The 20,080-nt window shown below is 34.7% G+C and carries 15 protein-coding genes; 3 read left to right on the forward strand and 12 right to left on the reverse strand.

The features are described 5' to 3' along the window. Nucleotides 1-21 precede the first annotated feature (21 nt). From ACQKCJ_RS01980 to uvrC, 6 genes are all read right to left on the reverse strand, one after another. On the reverse strand, nucleotides 22-963 hold the full coding sequence (locus tag ACQKCJ_RS01980) for a tryptophan 2,3-dioxygenase family protein (protein WP_427401241.1): 942 nt from the start codon (nucleotides 961-963) through the stop codon (nucleotides 22-24). Beyond that, nucleotides 963-1,733: a DUF3108 domain-containing protein gene (locus ACQKCJ_RS01985; RefSeq protein WP_271337213.1), complete on the reverse strand. Its 771-nt coding sequence runs from the start codon at nucleotides 1,731-1,733 to the stop codon at nucleotides 963-965. Before ACQKCJ_RS01985 ends, ACQKCJ_RS01980 begins: the two co-directional genes overlap by 1 nt. Before the next feature lie 299 nt (nucleotides 1,734-2,032). Then, nucleotides 2,033-3,193, reverse strand: coding sequence for a 4-hydroxyphenylpyruvate dioxygenase (gene hppD / locus ACQKCJ_RS01990; RefSeq protein ID WP_271337214.1), 1,161 nt, complete (start codon nucleotides 3,191-3,193; stop codon nucleotides 2,033-2,035). Between the two features lie 113 nt (nucleotides 3,194-3,306). Next, nucleotides 3,307-4,470: a homogentisate 1,2-dioxygenase gene (locus tag ACQKCJ_RS01995; RefSeq protein ID WP_427401242.1), complete on the reverse strand. Its 1,164-nt coding sequence runs from the start codon at nucleotides 4,468-4,470 to the stop codon at nucleotides 3,307-3,309. 308 nt (nucleotides 4,471-4,778) lie between these two features. Further along, nucleotides 4,779-7,148, reverse strand: a complete 2,370-nt coding sequence (locus ACQKCJ_RS02000; RefSeq protein ID WP_427401243.1) for a patatin-like phospholipase family protein — start codon at nucleotides 7,146-7,148, stop codon at nucleotides 4,779-4,781. A gap of 9 nt (nucleotides 7,149-7,157) precedes the next feature. Further along, nucleotides 7,158-8,951, reverse strand: a complete 1,794-nt coding sequence (uvrC, locus tag ACQKCJ_RS02005; protein WP_271337217.1) for an excinuclease ABC subunit UvrC — start codon at nucleotides 8,949-8,951, stop codon at nucleotides 7,158-7,160. 135 nt (nucleotides 8,952-9,086) lie between these two features. On the opposite strand from uvrC, the gene ACQKCJ_RS02010 reads away from it, so the two are divergent. The 3 genes from ACQKCJ_RS02010 (at nucleotide 9,087) to ACQKCJ_RS02020 (ending at nucleotide 12,623) form a co-directional block, all read left to right on the forward strand. Beyond that, nucleotides 9,087-10,067 (forward strand): succinylglutamate desuccinylase/aspartoacylase family protein, encoded by a 981-nt coding sequence (locus ACQKCJ_RS02010; protein WP_427401244.1) that lies wholly within the window; start codon nucleotides 9,087-9,089, stop codon nucleotides 10,065-10,067. Next, on the forward strand, nucleotides 10,054-10,623 hold the full coding sequence (locus tag ACQKCJ_RS02015; protein WP_271337219.1) for a 5-formyltetrahydrofolate cyclo-ligase: 570 nt from the start codon (nucleotides 10,054-10,056) through the stop codon (nucleotides 10,621-10,623). The genes ACQKCJ_RS02010 and ACQKCJ_RS02015 overlap by 14 nt, the downstream gene beginning before the upstream one ends. A gap of 446 nt (nucleotides 10,624-11,069) precedes the next feature. Beyond that, the gene (locus ACQKCJ_RS02020; protein ID WP_427401245.1) at nucleotides 11,070-12,623 is read left to right on the forward strand and encodes a vWA domain-containing protein; all 1,554 of its coding nucleotides are present in this window, start codon (nucleotides 11,070-11,072) and stop codon (nucleotides 12,621-12,623) included. Between the two features lie 82 nt (nucleotides 12,624-12,705). On the opposite strand, the gene ACQKCJ_RS02025 is transcribed toward ACQKCJ_RS02020, so the two are convergent. The 6 genes from ACQKCJ_RS02025 to ACQKCJ_RS02050 all read right to left on the reverse strand — a co-directional run bounded on the left by ACQKCJ_RS02025 (nucleotide 12,706) and on the right by ACQKCJ_RS02050 (nucleotide 20,074). Beyond that, nucleotides 12,706-13,452 carry a tetratricopeptide repeat protein gene (locus tag ACQKCJ_RS02025; RefSeq protein ID WP_427401246.1) on the reverse strand — a complete coding sequence of 249 codons (747 nt, stop codon included), beginning with the start codon at nucleotides 13,450-13,452 and terminating at the stop codon, nucleotides 12,706-12,708. A 54-nt stretch (nucleotides 13,453-13,506) separates the two neighbouring features. Then, nucleotides 13,507-15,255, reverse strand: a complete 1,749-nt coding sequence (locus ACQKCJ_RS02030; protein WP_271337221.1) for a BatD family protein — start codon at nucleotides 15,253-15,255, stop codon at nucleotides 13,507-13,509. Between the two features lie 100 nt (nucleotides 15,256-15,355). Next, nucleotides 15,356-16,120, reverse strand: a complete 765-nt coding sequence (locus ACQKCJ_RS02035) for a tetratricopeptide repeat protein (RefSeq protein WP_427401247.1) — start codon at nucleotides 16,118-16,120, stop codon at nucleotides 15,356-15,358. 144 nt (nucleotides 16,121-16,264) lie between these two features. After that, entirely contained in the window at nucleotides 16,265-17,299 is a 1,035-nt protein-coding gene (locus tag ACQKCJ_RS02040; protein ID WP_427401248.1) for a vWA domain-containing protein, read from the reverse strand. Between the two features lie 139 nt (nucleotides 17,300-17,438). After that, nucleotides 17,439-18,440 carry a vWA domain-containing protein gene (locus ACQKCJ_RS02045; RefSeq protein WP_271337224.1) on the reverse strand — a complete coding sequence of 334 codons (1,002 nt, stop codon included), beginning with the start codon at nucleotides 18,438-18,440 and terminating at the stop codon, nucleotides 17,439-17,441. Further along, nucleotides 18,440-20,074: a hypothetical protein gene (locus ACQKCJ_RS02050; RefSeq protein ID WP_271337225.1), complete on the reverse strand. Its 1,635-nt coding sequence runs from the start codon at nucleotides 20,072-20,074 to the stop codon at nucleotides 18,440-18,442. Before ACQKCJ_RS02050 ends, ACQKCJ_RS02045 begins: the two co-directional genes overlap by 1 nt. Nucleotides 20,075-20,080: the final 6 nt, after the last annotated feature.

Below are 20,080 nucleotides of genomic sequence, written 5' to 3' on the forward strand. Positions count from 1 at the left end.
TTTAAAATTTTTTTCAGGAAATTATATGGTTGTTTCGTTTCCCCAATTGGATAATTCTTCTTCGGCCCACAATTTAGGAAAAAAGATGCGTCTTTGGTATTTTGGGTGCATATATTTTTGCCAATCACTGCCTCCTGTGGCCTCACCATTGCCTTTGCCACTTTCCAGAATGTATTTTCTTGCTGTGTTTAAATGTTGCATTACCCAAGTGATGTTCACAGTTTTATCATAATGACGCATGGCGTCAATTAATTCTGGGCTTTGCTGGTCTTCGATAGGTAATTGTGTAAATTTTTGCCAGATGTTTTTAGTTTTAAACGCCGACATTTGTCTCAAAAACTGACCTTTATATTTTTTCTCAAATTCCTGAAGTAAATATGATTTTTCACCTGTCTGATAATCTTTTCCGGCAGCCTGCCAGTATAAATGTTCAAAGCTGGTTTCTAAATCGGTATTTTCGTTAAAATTTTCCTTGTATCTGCGATCTGTTAGATTGATAACGTCTGTCGAAGCAAATTCTATCAATCTATATTGTGCGCTCTGAAAACCACTTGCGGGAGTTAGAGTATTTCTGAATTTCATGTATTGGTCAACATCCATTCCGTTTTCCATAATACTGAAAGAATTTGTCAGCATATCAAAATATCGTGTGATTCTTGATAATCTCTCGCTAAAAAAAGCTACCTGAATATTTTGGGTATCTGCAATTTGATCAATTTCCCATAAGATCATTTTAAAAATCAATTCATTTACCTGATGATACATGATAAAAACCATTTCGTCAGGAAGTGTGGTGCGTTGTGTTTGTAAACTTAATAGCGCATCAGTTTGAATGTAATCCCAATAAGTAATTGGTTTTGACCAAAGTAATCCTTCTAATTGAACCTCAGTTTTTTGATTTATAGCTTGGAATTTAAGGTCAATTTCTTTTAAAATTGATTCTGAATGATCAGTAAGGTTCATTATTTTTTTACTTTAAATGGATTTTTTAATCCTTTATATTCGTCAAGATCTGCTTTGAGTGATCCCACTGCCAGATCTGCTTTTATTCTAACCGGAACTTTGTTGTCGTCATCTGTGATCCAGAGTGTTACGCTTTCTTTTTCTTTAAAAACTCTTCCTGCTTGTACCAGAGGTTTGAACATCATAGTAGAAACGGTTCCAAATTTAGTTGTAATATCTTGACGGCCTACATATTTTAACTTAAATTTTGTGATTTCGTCGTCAAAAAACATATCAATTGTTATTGCTTCGCCTGGTTTAAGTTTGTCGATAGTAGGATGATTTCTCAGATAATAAAAAGAGGAAATAATATCCTGAACATTATCCGTAATCATAATGGTTTTTTCGGTTTTACGCTTGTAGTCTTTTACTAAAACCTTGTTAGCGTTTTGGTCAAAAAGGCCTTCCTGGTCTTTTGTGTAGCCGCCTTCATTAATTTTTCGAACGTAACGATACGGACTTCCGGTTTGTTTGTCAAAATAGCTTTCGTATAAGTCTTCGACCTTAAAGAAAAATTTTGACATTCCGGTTGTGTACCCTTTACCTATAGCATGAAACACTTTTTTATTGTTTACGGTAGCGTCTTTTATTTCGAGTGTGGCATATCCGGCATTTATAATTCCGTAGTGAATTCGGAATTTAAAGTATTCTCCAGTATCGAAAGCGTCCTCTTTCTGAGTGTCGAAACTGAGGGTCGTGAGAATTAATATGATGAGGATTAATTTTTTCATAGTACAATTTTTACATTTCATTATAAAGATAAAGAAATGCAAATTCTATTCCAAATGTACCAAAACAAAAAAACTCAGTCAAGGAATGACTGAGTTTTTATGCTATTAACTAACCAAAAAACTATAAATTATGAAATTTATATCAATTCAGAAGGAAACCACCCCTTCTTGATTTGCGAGTGCAAAGGTATGTTTAAAGTTTAGAAAATAAATCGTAAAATTCTAGTTTAACATAACATTTGCATAAAAACCATCGTTTTATAGAGAATTTTTCTGCATAATGCAAAAATATTGCGATTTTACAATGTACCTCTTAATTCTTGTTCTCTTTCGATAGACTCAAAAAGGGCTTTAAAGTTCCCTGCGCCAAATCCTTTTGCTCCCATTCTTTGAATAATTTCAAAAAATAGCGTTGGTCTGTCCTGAACAGGTTTAGTAAAGATTTGTAACAAGTATCCATCTTCATCCGCATCTACCATAATGGCTAATTTTTCAATTTCATTTATATCTTCTTTCATCATGCCCATATGTGCGCCCAATCTTTCAGGAATTGCCTGATAATAGGTGTGTGGCGGAGCAGATAAAAATTCAACACCTCTTGATTTCAAATCAGAAACCGTTTTTATAATGTCATCTGTTGCGATGGCAATATGTTGAATTCCGGGTCCGCCATAGAAATCTAAATATTCTTCGATTTGTGATTTTTTCTTTCCCTCTGCCGGTTCATTAATTGGAAATTTAATTCTTCCGTTTCCGTTTGACATTACTTTACTCATCAATGCCGAATATTCAGTATTGATTTGTTTGTCGTCAAAGGATAAGAAATTCACGAATCCCATAACATCTTCGTAGAATTTTACCCAGGTATTCATTTCATTCCAACCCACATTTCCAACCATATGATCAATATATTTTAATCCGGTTGGTGCTGGATTATAATCTGATTTCCATTCTTTGTAACCCGGTAAGAAAACACCGTTGTAGTTTTTTCTTTCTACAAAAATGTGAACAGTTTCTCCGTATGTGTAAATTCCCGAACGAACAACTTCTCCAAATTCATCAGATTCTACTGTTGGTTCCATAAACGAGCGCGCGCCACGTTTCATGGTTTCTTCATAAGCACTTCTGGCATCTTCAACCCAAAGAGCAGCAACTTTTACTCCGTCACCATGCTTTTTTAAATGTTCGTTTATTGGGGAATCAGCATTTAAAGGAGTCGTTAAAACGATTCTGATTTTATCCTGTTTCAAAACATAAGAAGCTTTGTCTCTCACTCCCGTTTCTAATCCGGCATAAGCCAATGATTGATAACCAAAAGCGGTTTTGTAATAATGTGCCGATTGTTTTGCGTTCCCTACGTAGAATTCTACATAATCTGTTCCTAATAAAGGAAGGAAATCTTGTGCTCCTTCAAAGATTTTTTCTAATCCGTATTCTACTGATTTAAGTTCTTTACTCATGATAAGCCCCCTAGCCCCCGAAGGGGGAATTCCTATTAGGGGTAAATAGGATTTTAGTTAAATAATATTGTAAAAGATCAGGTATTGAGAATTCTTAATTCCCCCTTCGGGGGTTAGGGGGCTTCCGTCCAGGATTTATAGTATTGCCCATCATCAAGACCCATTGCTTCTTCTGTAACCATAAGTGGCCTGAAAGTATCAACCATTACGGCTAATTCGTGGGTTTCTTTATGACCAATGCTGCGTTCCATTGCGCCAGGTGCGGGACCGTGCGGAATTCCTTTTGGGTGTAAAGTGATATGACCCTGCTCAATATTATTGCGGCTCATAAAATCTCCGTCTACATAATACAGTACTTCGTCTGAATCTATATTGCTGTGATTGTATGGCGCCGGAATTGCTTTTGGGTGATAATCATAAAGTCTTGGGCAGAATGAACAAACGACAAAAGTGGCTGTTTCGAAAGTTTGATGTACTGGTGGCGGTTGGTGAACACGTCCTGTTATAGGTTCGAAATTGTGAATAGAAAATCCGTATGGAAAATTGTATCCGTCCCAACCCACAACGTCAAAAGGATGTGTGGCATAAACCACTTCGTGAATCATGCCTTCTTTTTTGATTTTAATTAAAAAATCACCTTTTTCGTCGTGTGTTTCCAATTCGTTTGGCAAAATAAAATCGCGTTCGCAAAATGGCGAATGTTCTAAATGCTGACCTGATTGGTTTTTATAACGTTTTGGAGTGTAAAAAGGAGAGTGAGATTCAACATAGAAAAGTCGGTTTTCCGAAGTCTCAAATTCTATTTGATAAATAATACCTCTAGGAATAATCAGGTAATCGCCATATTCAAAAGGAATATTCCCTAACATGGTTCTTAATTTTCCTTTTCCTTTATGGATGAAAAGCATTTCATCAGCATCGGCATTTTTATAGAAATATTTTGTCAGTGATTCTTTAGGAGCTGCCAGACCAATGATGCAGTCTTTGTTGACCAGCATGGCTTTGCGACTGTCTAAAAAGTCATTTTCAGGTTTTAATTCAAAACCTTTAAAAAGTAATGATTTTATGTTTTTTCCGATTGCAATTTTTGGTTCAACGGAATAGGAATTTAAAATTTCTTTAACCTGTGTTGGTCTGTGAACATGATAAGAGAGTGACGAGTGTCCGTGAAAACCTTCGGTACCAAAGAGTTGTTCGTAATAGAAACCTCCGTTAGGTTTTTCGAATTGGGTGTGTCTTTTTTGAGGAAAGTTTCCAAGTTTGTGATATAATGGCATGGCTTTTCAATTAGATAATTTGTAAATTAGATAATTCGAAAAATTTGAATTGTGTGAACAGATAATTACATCAATATTGTAATTGACTAATTATCTCAATTCGGTAGTTTTACTCAGGATTTCTCTTGATAAGGAATTGAAGATACTCTAATAAACCTGTCCATTTTGTTTTCATTATAACAAATGTCGTAATTTTTATTGATTTAAATTATATATTATATCAATTATTAACGTTAAAAAAATGCGAAAGATATTTTTAAGTATAAAATATAGGAATCTTATTAAAGCAATATTTTAAAGGATTTACATTAGAATTGGAATCCAATACTAAACCATGTATAACTTTTAGACATTTCAGGAGACCATGATTGTTTAATCTCAATTGGGCCAATGATGGTTTCTAATCCGTAACCAACAGCATATCCGGAGTATTTAGGCATTGATACCCAGTCGACTGATGCAAAAATATCGTCTCCTAAGTTGGCGAAATTAGCAGAGAGGTTAATGTGGTTTTTTTTGAAAATTTCGTAATCTAAAGATATGTCAGCTTTTATGAAGCTGTTTCCTGCAATACTTAAAAAGTCATATCCGTAGAAATAATTAAAATTGTTTATTTTGCTATAGCCGTAACCTCCTAATATAAAGTCAAAAAAGGGAACGCTGTCGCTGCCAATATTAAATCCGGCATCGGCTCCAATTTTAATAGTTGCTTTTCTGAATAGTGTTTTTGCAAAAGCAATTTCGGCCTTTGCGATTGAGAAAGGCTTGAATTGTTTGGTGTAATCTGACGATGCTAAGTAAGTTTGTACGTCTCCGGAAAAATACAATCCTGAATGTGGGTAATATTTATTATCAAAAGAATCATATTTCAAATAGCCAAACAGACTCACGTAGTTACTTTTCTCAATAATATTTTCTGTATTAGAAAGAGTTGGTGAGTTTATTTTTAAATATTTATATTCAACACCACCGCCCATTAAAAATTTCTGAACAAAAATGGTTTGAAAATAGGCCTGATTGGTAATGTCCATAAAGTCGACATTGATCAAATTTACATTTTGATTTTCCTGAAATAAATTGCTGATACTGGTGGTAACATTACGATTGAATTGATTTAATCGGGACCTGAAACCGAAACTAATATTAAAACCATTCTCGACATAATAGTTAAAATCATATCTAAAGTTATCTCCCAGAATAATATCCAATGATGTAATATCATTTTTTAGGAATGTTTTTTTATGAGTCAGATTCAACAAAATCGCACTTTTGTAAAGTCCGTCGTAATGTAAACCAAGTTTTAAGTACGTCTGTGTTGGGTTTTCTTTTAGTACAAGATCCAGATCATCTTCTTTACCGTCCGGTTCTAAGCAATAGGAGATAGTGCTGAAGTTTTGCGTCGCATTCAGGTTATTGATTCCTGTTTTAAGGTCAGCGTAGGTAATGGTACTTCCGGGTTTAAAACGTAGTTTTCCCCGAATGTATTCTCTGGTATAGTTGTCCAGGATCTCACTGTTTATTTTTTTGATTTCTAGAGTATCAGTTGCAATTTTAAGTTTTGGTTTTTTATAAAAATTGCTTTCGTTTGATAGTGTTTTGATTTTTTCATAGACGGCAAAAGCAGCTTCTTCACCTTTTCTGATGATTTCTTCGCCTTTGTCAAAGGAGATAACGCCATAATCACGAATGTCTGGTTTGATATAAACATCAGTGTCTTTTATTTTGCTTTTCATTTTATCAATCGACTGGAGATTGGTAATCTGAACTAATATTCGGGTGGCATTTTTCAGGCTTTTTCGACTCAGTAAATCGTCCTGGACGTCAACACCAATAATAATGTCAGCGCCAAGATTGCGAACTTCTTTTATAGGATAATTGTTGACAACGCCACCGTCGACCAATAAATTGCCGTCTATTTCAACTGGTGTAAATAACGAGGGAAATGCGGCACTTGCCATCATTGCCTGAACGAGATTGCCTTTGTTTAGTAAAACTTCTTCGCCGGTTTCGATATTAGTACCAATACATAAAAACGGAGTTGGCAGTTTGTTGAAATCGCGAACATGACGCACGTTTCGGGTAAGGCTGCTCAATAAATTATAATTGTACATTCCTTTTGAAAGTGCTTCAGGAATTCCGACTTTAAACTTGCTAAATGGTAAAACGATGGCATACAATTCATCATTTTTTTTACCATAAAAGTTTTTTGATGAACGCGGAATGTAGTCATTGATAAGTTCGTCGAAATTGGTTCTTTTAAAAATTGAATCAATTTGTGATGCATTGTAACCGGAAGCATAAAGACCGCCAATGATAGACCCCATACTTGTTCCGCCAATATAATCGATTTTTATTCCGGCTTCTTCCAGAACTTTCAGGACTCCGATATGTGCAAATCCTTTTGCGCCGCCACCACTTAAAACCAATCCAATTTTAGGTCTTCTGGCTTCGTCTTGTTTTGCTTTTTCGGTGTTTTCTTGTGAAAATGTATTTTGTGAATTGAAAAATAAAAGCGTGAAAAGAACCAACTGTGCACCCCAGATGGAAATGGAAAACTGCGAGTGACAAATCGATATTTTTTCTTTTGAAAAAAGAGCGGCTTTAGAAGCTCCTTTTTTTAAAGTAGAAAGAAATCGTTTTGACCGAGTGTTTGAAATGAACAGCTGGATTGGGTGCATACAAAATAACTAGTTGGTTTTGTAAAAGTCGACAATTTTTTTGGCTTTTGATACACCAATGACATCAGATATTTCTTTTTCAGTTGCCAGTTTCAATCTTTTAACACTTTTAAAATGTTGTATTAACGTTAGCATTGTTTTTTCGCCAATGCCGGGAATGCTTTCTACCGATGAATTAAGTGCTGCTTTGCTGCGTTTGTCACGATGAAAGGTGATCCCGAATCGATGCGCTTCGTTTCGCAATTGCTGGATGACTTTTAATGTCTCCGATTTTTTATCCAGATATAACGGAATAGAATCTCCGGGATAAAACAATTCCTCAAGACGTTTTGCGATGCCTATAATGGCAATTTTTCCACGTAATTCTAGTGCGTCTATACTTTTTAATGCTGCAGAAAGTTGTCCTTTTCCACCATCAATAATAATAAGTTGTGGCAAAGGTTGATTCTCGTCTAATAATCTTTTGTAACGGCGATAGACAATTTCTGTCATCGAAGCAAAATCGTCAGGACCTTCAACCGTTTTTACATTAAAATGTCGGTAATCTTTTTTGCTTGCTTTTCCATCTTTAAAAACCACACATGCCGCAACAGGATTTGTTCCCTGAATATTCGAGTTATCAAAACATTCTATATGGCGTGGCTCAGTCGGTAAACGTAAATCTTTTTGCATTTGTGCCATGATACGATTTGTGTGTCGGTCAGGATCAACAATTTGCAATTGTTTCAATTGTTCGATTCGGTAAAACTTAGCGTTTCGAATCGATAAATCTAAAATTTGTTTTTTATCACCGAGTTGCGGAACTGTTGTTTTGATATTCTCGCCCAAATTCATTTCAAACGGAACAATAATTTCTTTTGATAATAACTGAAAACGTTCCCGAAGTTCGATGATCGCCAATTCTAATAATTCCTCATCAGTTTCGTCCAGTTTTTTCTTCATCTCTAAAGTATGCGAACGAATAATCGATCCGTGGGAGATCTGAAGAAAGTTGACATAAGCTGCACTTTCGTCTGATACAATCGAAAAGACATCAATGTTGGTAATCTTCGGGTTTACAATCGTCGATCTCGATTGGTAATTCTCGAGAACTTCTATTTTTTCTTTGATTTTTTGTGCTTCTTCAAAACGTAAATCCTGCGCATACTGGTTCATCAATCGCTTGAAATCTTTCATACTTTCTTTAAAATTCCCTTTCAGGATTTCGCGGATCGCATCAACTTGTCTTTGGTATTCTTCAAGTGGTTCTAAACCTTCGCAAGGACCTTTGCAATTGCCAATATGATATTCCAGACAAACTTTGAATTTGCCTGAATCGATATTTGATTTGCTTAAATCATAATTGCACGTACGTAATGGATACAATTCTTTGATTAACTCCAGAATCGTATGTACGGTTTTGAAACTGGTATAGGGACCAAAATATTCTGAGCCGTCTTTGACCATACGGCGGGTCGAAAATATTCTTGAAAAAGGTTCTCTTTTAATACAAATCCAGGGATAGCTTTTATCATCACGAAGCAACACATTATAACGTGGCTGCAGGGTTTTTATTAAATTGTTTTCTAACAAAAGTGCATCGGTTTCAGTAGGAACAACGATGTGTTTGATGGTTACAATTTTTTTTACCAATACATTTGTTTTGGCCGTATCGTGTATTTTATTGAAATAGGAAGAAACCCTTTTTTTTAAATTTTTGGCTTTTCCCACATATAAGATCTTTCCCTCTTTATCATAATATTGATACACGCCGGGATTGTCCGGTAAAGTTTGGATTTGAAGATCTAAAGATGGATTTTGCATTCTGTTTTGTTTCTGAAGTACCTGAAAAGCTTTTTTAAAAGTGATTTAGATTCTAAAAAAAAGCTTAACACTGATTTAGTTTCAAATTTACGAAATCAAAAGAATAATTTCTATATTTAGATTTTATAATTCTACATGAAAAATAGTACACCCTTGGTTATTTTTGGCGAATCGATTTTGCCGGGAGAAAACAAAACAATAAACGTCGAAATTGCGAGGTTGCACACAACCACAAAACTTAATATTCCGGTTATTGTGCGTCGGTCAAAGATTGAAGGTCCGGTAGTTTTATTCTCAGCCGGAATTCATGGCGACGAAATAAACGGAGTTGAAGTCGTTCGTCAGATCATTAGCAAAAAGATCAATCGTCCTGCAAAAGGAACTATTATTTGCATTCCGATTATCAATATGTACGGTTTTGTGAATAAATCCCGTGAGTTTCCGGACGGACGCGATTTGAATCGTGTTTTCCCGGGAAGTAAAAAAGGTTCTCTCGCCAGTCGTTTTGCATATCATATCGTGGCCGAAGTTTTGCCAATTATAGATTATGCAGTCGATTTTCATGCCGGAGGTGCAAGTAGATTTAATGCGCCGCAAATCAGAATTACAGAAAACAATCCCGAATTGAAAGTTTTAGCAGATGTTTTTAATGCTCCGTTTACTTTATATTCTAAAAATCTCAATGGCTCGTTTAGGAATACCTGTGAGAAAGCCAATATCAAAATGTTGCTTTTTGAAGGCGGAAAATCATTAGACATTAATAATGTGATTGCCAATGAAGGTGTAATGGGAGTAAAGCGTTTGCTGGATTATCTGAATATGCTTGATCCCAAACAAGTGGTCGAAAAAGCTCATGATCCATCCATTTATATAAAATATTCGGTTTGGCTGCGCGCTAAATGTTCCGGCTTGCTGCATGATTATAATTTGATTGGCAAGTTCGTGACCAAAGGAACTATTTTGGCTATTATTACAGATCCGTTTGGTAAATTTGAGCAAAAAGTAAAAGCGCCACATGACGGTTTTGTCATCAACGCTAATCACTCGCCGATAGTTTATGAAGGCGATGCGATTTATCACATGTCTAAAAATAACCCTGAAAATGCCGACGAATAAAAAAGAACTACGACTGCACTATAAAAATCTTCGCAAAGAACTTACCAATGATAATATTGAAGAAAAGAGTTTGGCTGTTGCCAATAATCTAATTCAATTGCCCATTTGGGATAAAACCTATTATCATGTTTTTCTGCCTATCGAAGAACATAAAGAAGTAAATACAGAATATGTTTTGCATTTGCTTTCCGGAAAAGATAAAGAAATTGTGGTTTCTAGAAGTGATTTTGAAACTCGTGGAATGTCGCATTTTTTATTAACGGATAATACCAGAATCAAAAAGAACGAATACAATATTCCGGAACCTGTCAACGGATTACCTGTACCATCGGCAACAATTGATGTGGTTTTTGTACCGCTCCTGGCTTTTGATCTTTCAGGAAATCGCGTGGGTTACGGGAAAGGTTTTTATGATAAATTTCTAACAGAATGCAAACCGGAAACGATTAAAATCGGGCTTTCTTTCTTTGAAGCAGAAAATGAAATAGAAGATGTTTTTGAATCTGATGTGAAGTTGGATTATTGTGTGACGCCTGATAAAGTTTACGAGTTTTGATTTTCTTACCATATAAGTGAAATAAGAAAATATAAAGCGGGATATTTTTTACTGCAATCCCGATATCTATCAAGTGCAAAGAAATTAGGTATGGTTTGGACTTATTTTAATTTTTACATCGCATTATGTAGAGACAAACTGCCGTGCATCTTCGCAAAGTTATTGTTATGCCAGATTTAGACGCACTGCTTTGCGCCTCTACAATATGCTGGGTTTAATGTTTTTTACTATAAATAAAACATTGGTCTAATCATAGTCAGGCTTAAATTTACTTATATCACTTGTATGGTGAAGCAGAACATATTTTTTAGTATAAAATATTTAACAGGAATCTTGGCATTAAATTTGGATTGCGGGAATTGCAGATAATTTTCTTAGTACATCCGGAATGCTAATTATTTATTTGATCGAAAAATCAATTACTAATTCCTAAAATTTATTTTAAAATGAAAAATAAACCTTTTTATTTGTTGGCATTCCTTATTGTTGTTTTGGTTAGTTGTAAGAAACAATCTTATTCAGAGGAAGAGTATGCCGCAGAAGCTACAGATATGGCAGTTACTACTACTGATGCAGTTCCCGAAGAGTATATTTCAGATCCTAACACTGAAAGTTATGCAGGACTGGAAGAAAATCCTTTCGAGTCTCCTCAAAAATCTCCACTTTCTACTTTTTCTATAGATGTCGATAATGCTTCTTATACCAATATAAGACGTTTTATTAATGAAGGTCAAAAAGTGCCTAAAGATGCGGTTCGTGTCGAAGAGATGGTGAATTTCTTTAAATACAATTATCCGCAACCGGTAGGACAGCATCCGTTTTCGATCAATACGGAATTGAGTGATGCGCCGTGGAATAAAAACAGTCAGTTACTAAGGATTGGTTTGCAGGGGAAAAATATCCCGATGACCAATTTGCCAGCTTCGAACCTGGTTTTTTTAATCGATGTTTCGGGTTCAATGAGTGAGCAAAACAAGCTCCCATTATTAAAAGAATCCATGAAAATTTTGGTAAAAGAGCTTCGTGCTCAGGATAAAGTTTCTATTGTGGTTTATGCAGGTTCAGCAGGTGTTGTGCTGGAGCCAACTTCAGGCGATAGAAAAGAGGAGATTTTAGATGCTTTTAATAATCTAAGTGCCGGTGGAAGTACAGCCGGAGGTGAGGGAATAGAATTGGCTTATAAATTAGCACAGCAAAATTTTATTAAAGAAGGAAATAACAGAGTTGTTATAGCAACTGACGGAGATTTTAATGTTGGTGCTTCATCAGATGCGGATATGGAAAAACTAATCGAGGACAAAAGAAAATCGGGTGTCTTTCTAACTGTTTTAGGCTACGGAATGGGGAATTATAAGGACAGTAAAATGGAGGTTCTGGCTGATAAAGGAAATGGAAATTACGCTTATATTGATAACATTCAGGAAGCAAATCGTTTTCTGGGAAAAGAATTCAAGGGTTCGATGTTTGCTATTGCCAAAGATGTAAAAATTCAAATAGAATTTAATCCTAAACATGTTCAGGCTTACCGATTAATTGGATATGAAAACCGAAAATTAAAGCCTGAAGATTTTAAGAATGATGCTATTGATGCCGGAGAATTAGGAAGTGGTCATACCGTTACTGCTTTGTATGAGATTATTCCAACAGGCGTTGAAAGTAGCTACGTTCCATCAGATTTAAAATACACAAAAGTAAAAAAAGACGACTCTAATTATAGTGACGAACTGGCTACAATTAAATTTCGATATAAAAAACCTGATGGCGATACAAGCATCGAAATGGTAAACACGATAGAGAATAAAAAAGTTATTCTTGATAAAAGCTCTTCAGATTTCAAGTTCACAACCGCCGTTGCATGGTTTGGATTAAAATTAAGAGACTCAAAATTTATAAGTAATTCCTCTTCTTCTGATATAAAAAACTTAGCGAAATCAGGTATGTCAAATGATGAAGACGGTTACAAAGCAGAGTTTGTAAGACTTGTTGAAGCTGTGAACTAGATTAAGTTCTAAAATGTAAAATCCCAAATTCCATACTAATAATTGGAATTTGGGATTTTTTATTTTGGGATTTTTAAAAGTTTTATTTCACTTCTTTAATTGTCGAGCCATCAATCCAGCCTTCAGTGCCGTCTGTTAGTTCGATTTTTTTCCATTGGCCTACAGTTTCCATAACGTAAACTTTTGCGCCTTCATGCAATAAGAAAATAGCTGCGCCGCCTTTTTGCGGTTCACTACGAACTTCACTTAATTCAGCAAAAACAATCGCCGGGCGATCATTATCGAAATGATTTTTTTCTGACATTCCTGCAAAAATGCTTAATAATAATGCGACTAAAAAAACAAACATTCCTACGAAATAGATTCTTTTAGGAAGCGTAAGCTGCGAGAAATAATATCCAATAAAACTCAATAAAAAAGCAAATGCAATTCCGATAGAAATTTTTGCCCAGGTATTATAATCAAAAATTCCGGTAAAGTTCTGAATCAGTTTTGCAAAACCTACTTTCGGGATTTCTTTGATCTCGTCGATTGTTAGTTTCTTGGCAAATTTCAGGTTGTTTAAAGTCGCAGGATCATGAGGTTTTAAAACTAAAGCCTTTTCATAGTTATAAATTGAAGGTGCGACTTTGTTGAGTTTGTAATACGAATTACCTAAGTTAAAATACAACTCTGCAGATTGTTGCTTGTCTTCTTTGATAATACTTTCATAAACATCAACAGCCTGCTGATATTGTCCCTTTTGGTACAAGGCATTTCCTTTTTCAAAGCTGCTTTGGGCAAAGAAAACCTGTGTGATTAATAAAAAAAGATATACTATATTTTTCATTTTATTTTTGTTAAACCCGACAGGTTGTTAAAACCTGTCGGGTTTGATTTTAAACTAGACAATTTGCTTTTCTAATTCCGAAATAATCAAAACAGCTTTGTCAAAATCCTGCTGAATCGAAGCGCTTGATGCCGGAGCATAACGGGCAAATTCGCAGTTTTCTGTCAAATTAATGAAATTCTGAACAGATTCCGGATTTGCATTTCTTGACAATAATAATTCACTAATGTTGTCTTTGCTCATTTCTGAAGTTTCGATATGCAATTTTGCTTTTAAGAAATTGTGCATTGCTTTCTCCAAAGCAATATAAAACAGCTCTTTGTTTTTAAGTTGTCTTTTCGCTTCAGATAAATATTTCTTCGCGAGTTTATTATTCATTCTAATTCGGTTTCCTGTCACGTCACCATCAATTGCTTCTTTTCGTTTCTTAGCCAAAACAATAATTGGTAAAATCACGAAAGGCAGGAATAATAACATATAATACAAATTAGAACCATAAAAATCATTCTTAGCAATTGGGGCTAAAATTGTTTTTGGTTTAATATACTTGAATTGTTCTGTTGTCGCAATTACATTTTTAGCAGCAGTTGGATTTGCTTCTGCCAGCGTTGGGCCATCTAAAACATCCACCATAATCTCTGGTGAAGTTATTGTTTTATAAGAACCGGTATTCACATCAAAATAAGAAAACTGCATTGCTTTTATGGCATATTTTCCTTTGTATTGCGGCACTATAGAATACTTATCAGTAATTTTTCCTGACATTCCTGAAAGTGATGTTGTCACTTGTTCATCATGAACAGGATCATACATTTCTAATGCATTTGGTACGACAGGTTTTGGAAGTGTGAACAATTTCATGTTTCCGTTTCCGGAAGCACTCACAATTAAGTCCAGGCTTTCCCCGCTTTTAAGTGTCGTTTTAGAAGGCGTAACCGTAAAGTTAAATTTACCAACAGCGCCACCAAAACCTTCTGGTTTACCTGTTTCCGGAAGTGGTTTTACGTTAATTGTTTTTGCGCCGGCAGATACAACCCTGTTATCGTCCGTTAAGATCATCTGGCCATACATATCGCGGCGATTTGAAGGCAATTGTACACCAATGTCAAGAGAAAGCGGTTCGATAGTAAGTCTTCCTGATTTTTGAGGATATAAAATAGTCTTTTTCAGAATAACGAAATAACATCTTTGTCCCTGAAAAGTTCCCTCTTCGGTAGACAATTGTTTGATATCTATATTCTGATTCCAGAAATCATTATACTTAGGTTTTGCCAATTCTTTAAAACCGGTAACATTAATGTTGTTAAAGTATAATTTATAAACCGCGGTAATGGGTTCATTTAAATATGGATTTGTTTTCGAAATCTCAGCAACAAGACTCAGGGTTTCATTTGGTACACCTTGTGGTCTGCTGTTATCATAAGGATCTCTTTCTTGTGCGACAGCATTTGTTACGACTATTTTTATAGGTGCCGTTTTATAAACCTGGCCGTTATATTCTATAGCAGCTTGTTTGATAAAAAAGGTACCTTTTTGATTGGGTTGTAAAATATAAGAATATGCTTTCTGAAAAGAACTTCTGCCGTTTACCCAGGATTGACTTACTTGCTGACTTGGTCCGCCAACAACTCTAAAGCCTTCAAATGAAGGTTGGTCAAAGTTATCGCCATCAACATTCATGATGAAGTCAATGCGCAACCTTTCGTTTATTCCAAGCGTGTTCTTGCTTACTTTGGCTTCAAATTGAACTTGAGCCATAAGCCCTTGAAAAGTGAATAGTAATAGAATTAAATATCTTTTCATTAATTGTTTTCAGTGTTTTTTACGTTAACCGTATAATCGTTAATTTGTATAATCGCCTCTACAATTAAACAAATTAACGATTATACAAATAAACCAAATTTTACCAGTCTTTCTCTGTTTTTCTAGGATTTCCTTTTACTTTTTGAGCGTTTACTTTATCCTGTATTTTCTTTTCTTCGTTGTTTACAGCATCTAATAAATTCTGGACGCGATCTTTAGAAATTCCTCCGGGCTGTGGTTTTGGTTCTCCTTTATTATCAGACTTGTCGTCTTTCTTAGGATCATCTTTACCATCTTTTTTGTCTTTGTCTTTATCGCCTTTGTCGTCTTTCTTGTCTTTGTCCTTATCCTTGTCTTTATCTTTGTCTTTATCTTTGTTTTTATCCTTGTCTTTGTCCTTATCCTTATCTTTATCTTTGTTCTTATCGTTTTTAGGAGGATTCTCTTTTAGTTTTTGTTTTGCCAAAGCATAATTATAACGCGTTTCATCATCTGTAGGGTCGTTGCGTAAAGCTTCTTTATACGCTTCAACAGCTTGCGTATAATCTTTCTCTTTCATGAAAACATTACCTAAATTGTGGAATGCCTTATGTTTTTCAGGTCTTGTTTTCGCATTCTTTATCGCTTTCGCGTAGGCGAATTTAGCTTCAGAAACCTGATTTTGTTTGTAAATCGTGTTTCCTAAGTTGTAAGGAGCAGTGGCACGTTTTGGAAATTTTGATTCTGAAATTCGGTAATTGGCTTCAGCATCAACAAATTTATTCTGCTTATATTCTTCATTGGCATCAGGCAATGTCTTGTCTTTCTCCTGAGCTGAAACCGCCAAAGAGAATGTTAGTAAAATATAAAGAAGTAAATTTTTCATTCTAATTTTTTATGTTTTTTATTTTGCCAAAAATTGCACTAATTATCACTAATCAGATTGTTTTTTATATTTGAATTTCAAAAAGAAGACTCATTTAAAAGGTTTCTTTTTCGTGTAAATTCGTGTAATTTGCGGCTGACTTTATTATTTTTTTTCGTTAAATAAATTCAACTCTTTTATCCAATTTGTTTTTCTTTCTAAAAGGAAGATATCAATAAACAATAGTAAGAAAGCAAAACCGATGAACCACTGAAATTGCGATTGAAAATCGGCCATTTGAGTCGCTTCAAATTCTGTTTTCTGAATGTTGTTTAAGGCGTTTTTTACATATTCTAAAACTTCCTTAGTACTGCCACCATATACATAACCGCCTTTTGTCGCTTTTGCAATGGTTTTTAATCCTTCCTGATTTAGTTTTGTAATAACAGTTTGTCCGTTTTGATCTTGCTGATAGCTTTTGACTACGCCATTTTCTTTCAGCGGAATCGTTCCTCCTTTTTCTGTTCCAACACCAATGGTTATGATTTTCATTCCCATTTTATTAGCCTCTTCAGCTGCTGCCGAAGCGCCTTCAGAATGGTCTTCTCCATCAGAAATCAAAATCAATAACTTACTTGTTTTACTTTTTTCATCAAAATAAGTAGCAGATAATCTGATGGCTTCGTCAAGAGATGTTCCTTGTGATGAAACCATATCAGGAGTCATACTTTGCAGGAACATTTTGGCAACGCTATAATCTGATGTAATAGGCAAAACCGGGAAAGCACTTCCTGCATACGCTACAATTCCAATTCTGTCGCTTCCTAAATTATTGATGATTTGCGAAACAAGTTGTTTACTTTTCTCTAAACGACTTGGTGCCACATCTTCTGCAAGCATACTTTTCGAAACGTCAACGGCAAAAACAATGTCGATACCTTCACGTTTTACAGTTTCCATTTTTGTTCCAATTTTTGGATTTACTAACCCAATAATCAAACAGGTTAACGCCAAAAGTATTACGCTTAATTTTAATACAGGTTTAAAAACAGATCTTTCCGGGCTCAGTCTTTTTACCATTTCCAGATCACCAAATTCACGCTGTTTTTTTCTTTTCCAATACATATTGAAAAAGAAAACACACACCACAATTGGGATTAATAATAAAAGGTATAAATATTTTTTTTCGTCTAATTCCATAAATGTTTTAAAATTCCAATCCTCTAAATTTCGGGATAAATTCCAAATTCCAATTTCTGTTGTTTGTCTAAAAAGCTAATTCCAAATTCCAATTGTTATTTGGAATTTCTAAAATTGGAATTTTTTAATTTTGAAAAAATTAAATAAAGCTTCTGTAAACTGTATTTCTTAAGCCAACTTCCAATAATAATAAAAAGACTGCCAGTAAAACAAAACCTCTGTATTTTTCGTCGTAATCGTAGAATTTTAATTCCTGGATTTCAGTGGTTTCTAATTTATTAATAGCATTGTATATTTCAGCTAATTTATCATTACTGGTTGCTCTAAAATAAGTTCCATCAGTTTTACGAGCAATATTCTTCATTAATTGTTCGTCGATTTCTACTTTTTGCATTTTATATAAAAATCCACCGTTTGGAGCGTAAGCGTATGGAGATTCTGCCATTCCGTTTGTACCAATCCCAATGGTGTAGACTTTTATGCCGTATTGTTTTGCGATGTCTGATGCTGTTTCCGGTTCAATAAAACCAGCATTATTTACACCATCCGTCATCAAAATAATAACCCTGCTTTTTGCTTTACTGTCTTTAAGACGGTTTACAGCTGTTGCAAGTCCCATCCCAATTCCGGTTCCGTCTTGTAGAACTGTATCGTATTTAATTCCTTTTATAGCTTCAAGAATAATTGCTTTATCACTTGTAACTGGAGTTTTGGTATACGCTTCAGAAGCATACAAAACTAATCCAACTCTGTCATTAGGTCGTTCTCCAACAAAATCTGCTGCTACTCTTTTTAAAGCTTCCATACGGTTTGGCTTTAAATCTTTCGCCAGCATACTTCCTGAAACGTCAATTGCCAAAACAATATCAATACCTTTTGTTGTTTTAGTCTGACTGCTAATATCAACGGTTCTTGGTCTTGCCAATGCAATAATTAAAGAGCTTAGTCCCAAAATCCTGAAAACGTACAAAGAAGGTTTTAATTTTGTTAACAACGATTCGCTGTTTTTGAAACCCTGAGTCGAACTCATCTTTAAGGTAGCCGATTGCTGGTTGCGCTTCCAGAAAAACCAAGCGATTGCAATTGGAATTAATAGAAACAACCAAAAAAATTCTGGATTTAAAAAAGTTATTTTATTCATCAGTTGCTCGCTTTTCTAAGTTCAACAGAATTTAAAATTCTAGTCGTAATATCATTGGCATAGGTATCGCCTTCTTCGTGTATAATCAAAATTTGTTGTAATCCCTGATCTTGTTTAAACAGTAATAGTTCATAGTAAGCCCTTGTACTTGTTTTGTCAACCGGGTTTAAAATCGTCATTGTTCCATAACCTTTTACTCCCTGAATACCTTGACCTGTCTGGAAATCTTCTTGTTTTACAATTATATTTTGCCCGCCCTGAGATTCAATAATTTTTATGGAACCTTCTAAAGCTTTTGCTAAATCTATTTCAGTTGGTGTTTTAAATTTACTTGTAGAAACCGTTACAAAGAAATTATCGACCATGCTTCCGTAAGCAAAAAGCTGCATCTCTTTTATTAAAGCCATAGTTTCTTTTGGAAGTACTTTTTGAGTGTCCATTCGTTTTAAAACCTTTGGAGTTTCAATTAGAACACCCGGATTTCCGTATTCACTTTTTACCCATTGACCTTCTAGTAATTCTTTTGATGCATTACCCAAAACATTGTCTTTTACAACCTTAAAGCCTTTAGTCGCTATAAAGAATACAGTTGTAGCAATTATTAAAAACAAAACTGTTCCAACAGCAATGGCAATACGTTTGTTGCGTTTTTTTAATAATTGAAGTTTAATCTGCTTTTGTTTCTGCGCTTCATTTAATAACTGATCTTCTTCTTCAGCCGGAACTTCAGTTGGGATTGCGTTATCAAGCGTTAAAATTACTTTCTGGATTTTATTTCGGTCTTCAGTAATTTCAAATTCTAAAGGTTTAGATTTTGCAAATTTCACCAAATCGGCCTGACGTAAAACACGCTCTAAATTCTCAACAGTTTCAGGAGTTAACGTCATCTTCTTTTTAGTAGAAGCATTCCTGATCGCCTGGATCAATTCAGAAGTGGTGCTTTCCATTGCCGGAATATGAATCGCTTCTTCAATATAATTACGGGCAATATCTGTTAGTTCACTATAGTATTCCTTAATCTCTCCTTTTTGAACAAGTTCTTTTTGCTCCAGATTATTCAATAAACTTGTGGCTTTTTCGATAGGAGTTTTATAAACTTCTTCTTCAATTTTTTTCTTTTGATGTTTTTTAACGTACCAGTATACAAAAGCCCCAATTCCTAAAATTACGATCAAAGCTAAAATGTATTTCCACCAATCGCCAAGACCAGTATCTGGTGACGTAATATCTTTAATATCATACATTTTTTGCTGTAGCGTGTCCACTTTTACACTGGCAACTTCAACACGAATAGAATCAGTTAGATATGGCTTTTTGTCAATCAGAATCTTAATACTTGGAATAGTGTATTTTCCGGAATCAAATTGCGTTAAACCATATTTTTTGATCAGCTCATAAGTGTCATTCTTTTTAACCGTATCAATTGGATATGATTGAATTACTTCTAACTGACCAATGGTTTTTAGTTTAGGAAAAACAACTTTAGATTTAGAGCTGACAACCGTTTTAAGCGTAAGCTTAAATTCGGCTCCAATTTTATTTTTTGTAGTATCAATGCTCGTCTCTACTTGTTTTTGCTGGGCAAAAATAGCTGAGGAAAGTAAAAATAAAAAGATGTAAAACTTTAATTTCATTTGATT

This window comes from Flavobacterium sp. NPDC079362, assembly GCF_050267765.1.
Classification (GTDB): Bacteria; Bacteroidota; Bacteroidia; order Flavobacteriales; family Flavobacteriaceae; genus Flavobacterium; species Flavobacterium azizsancarii.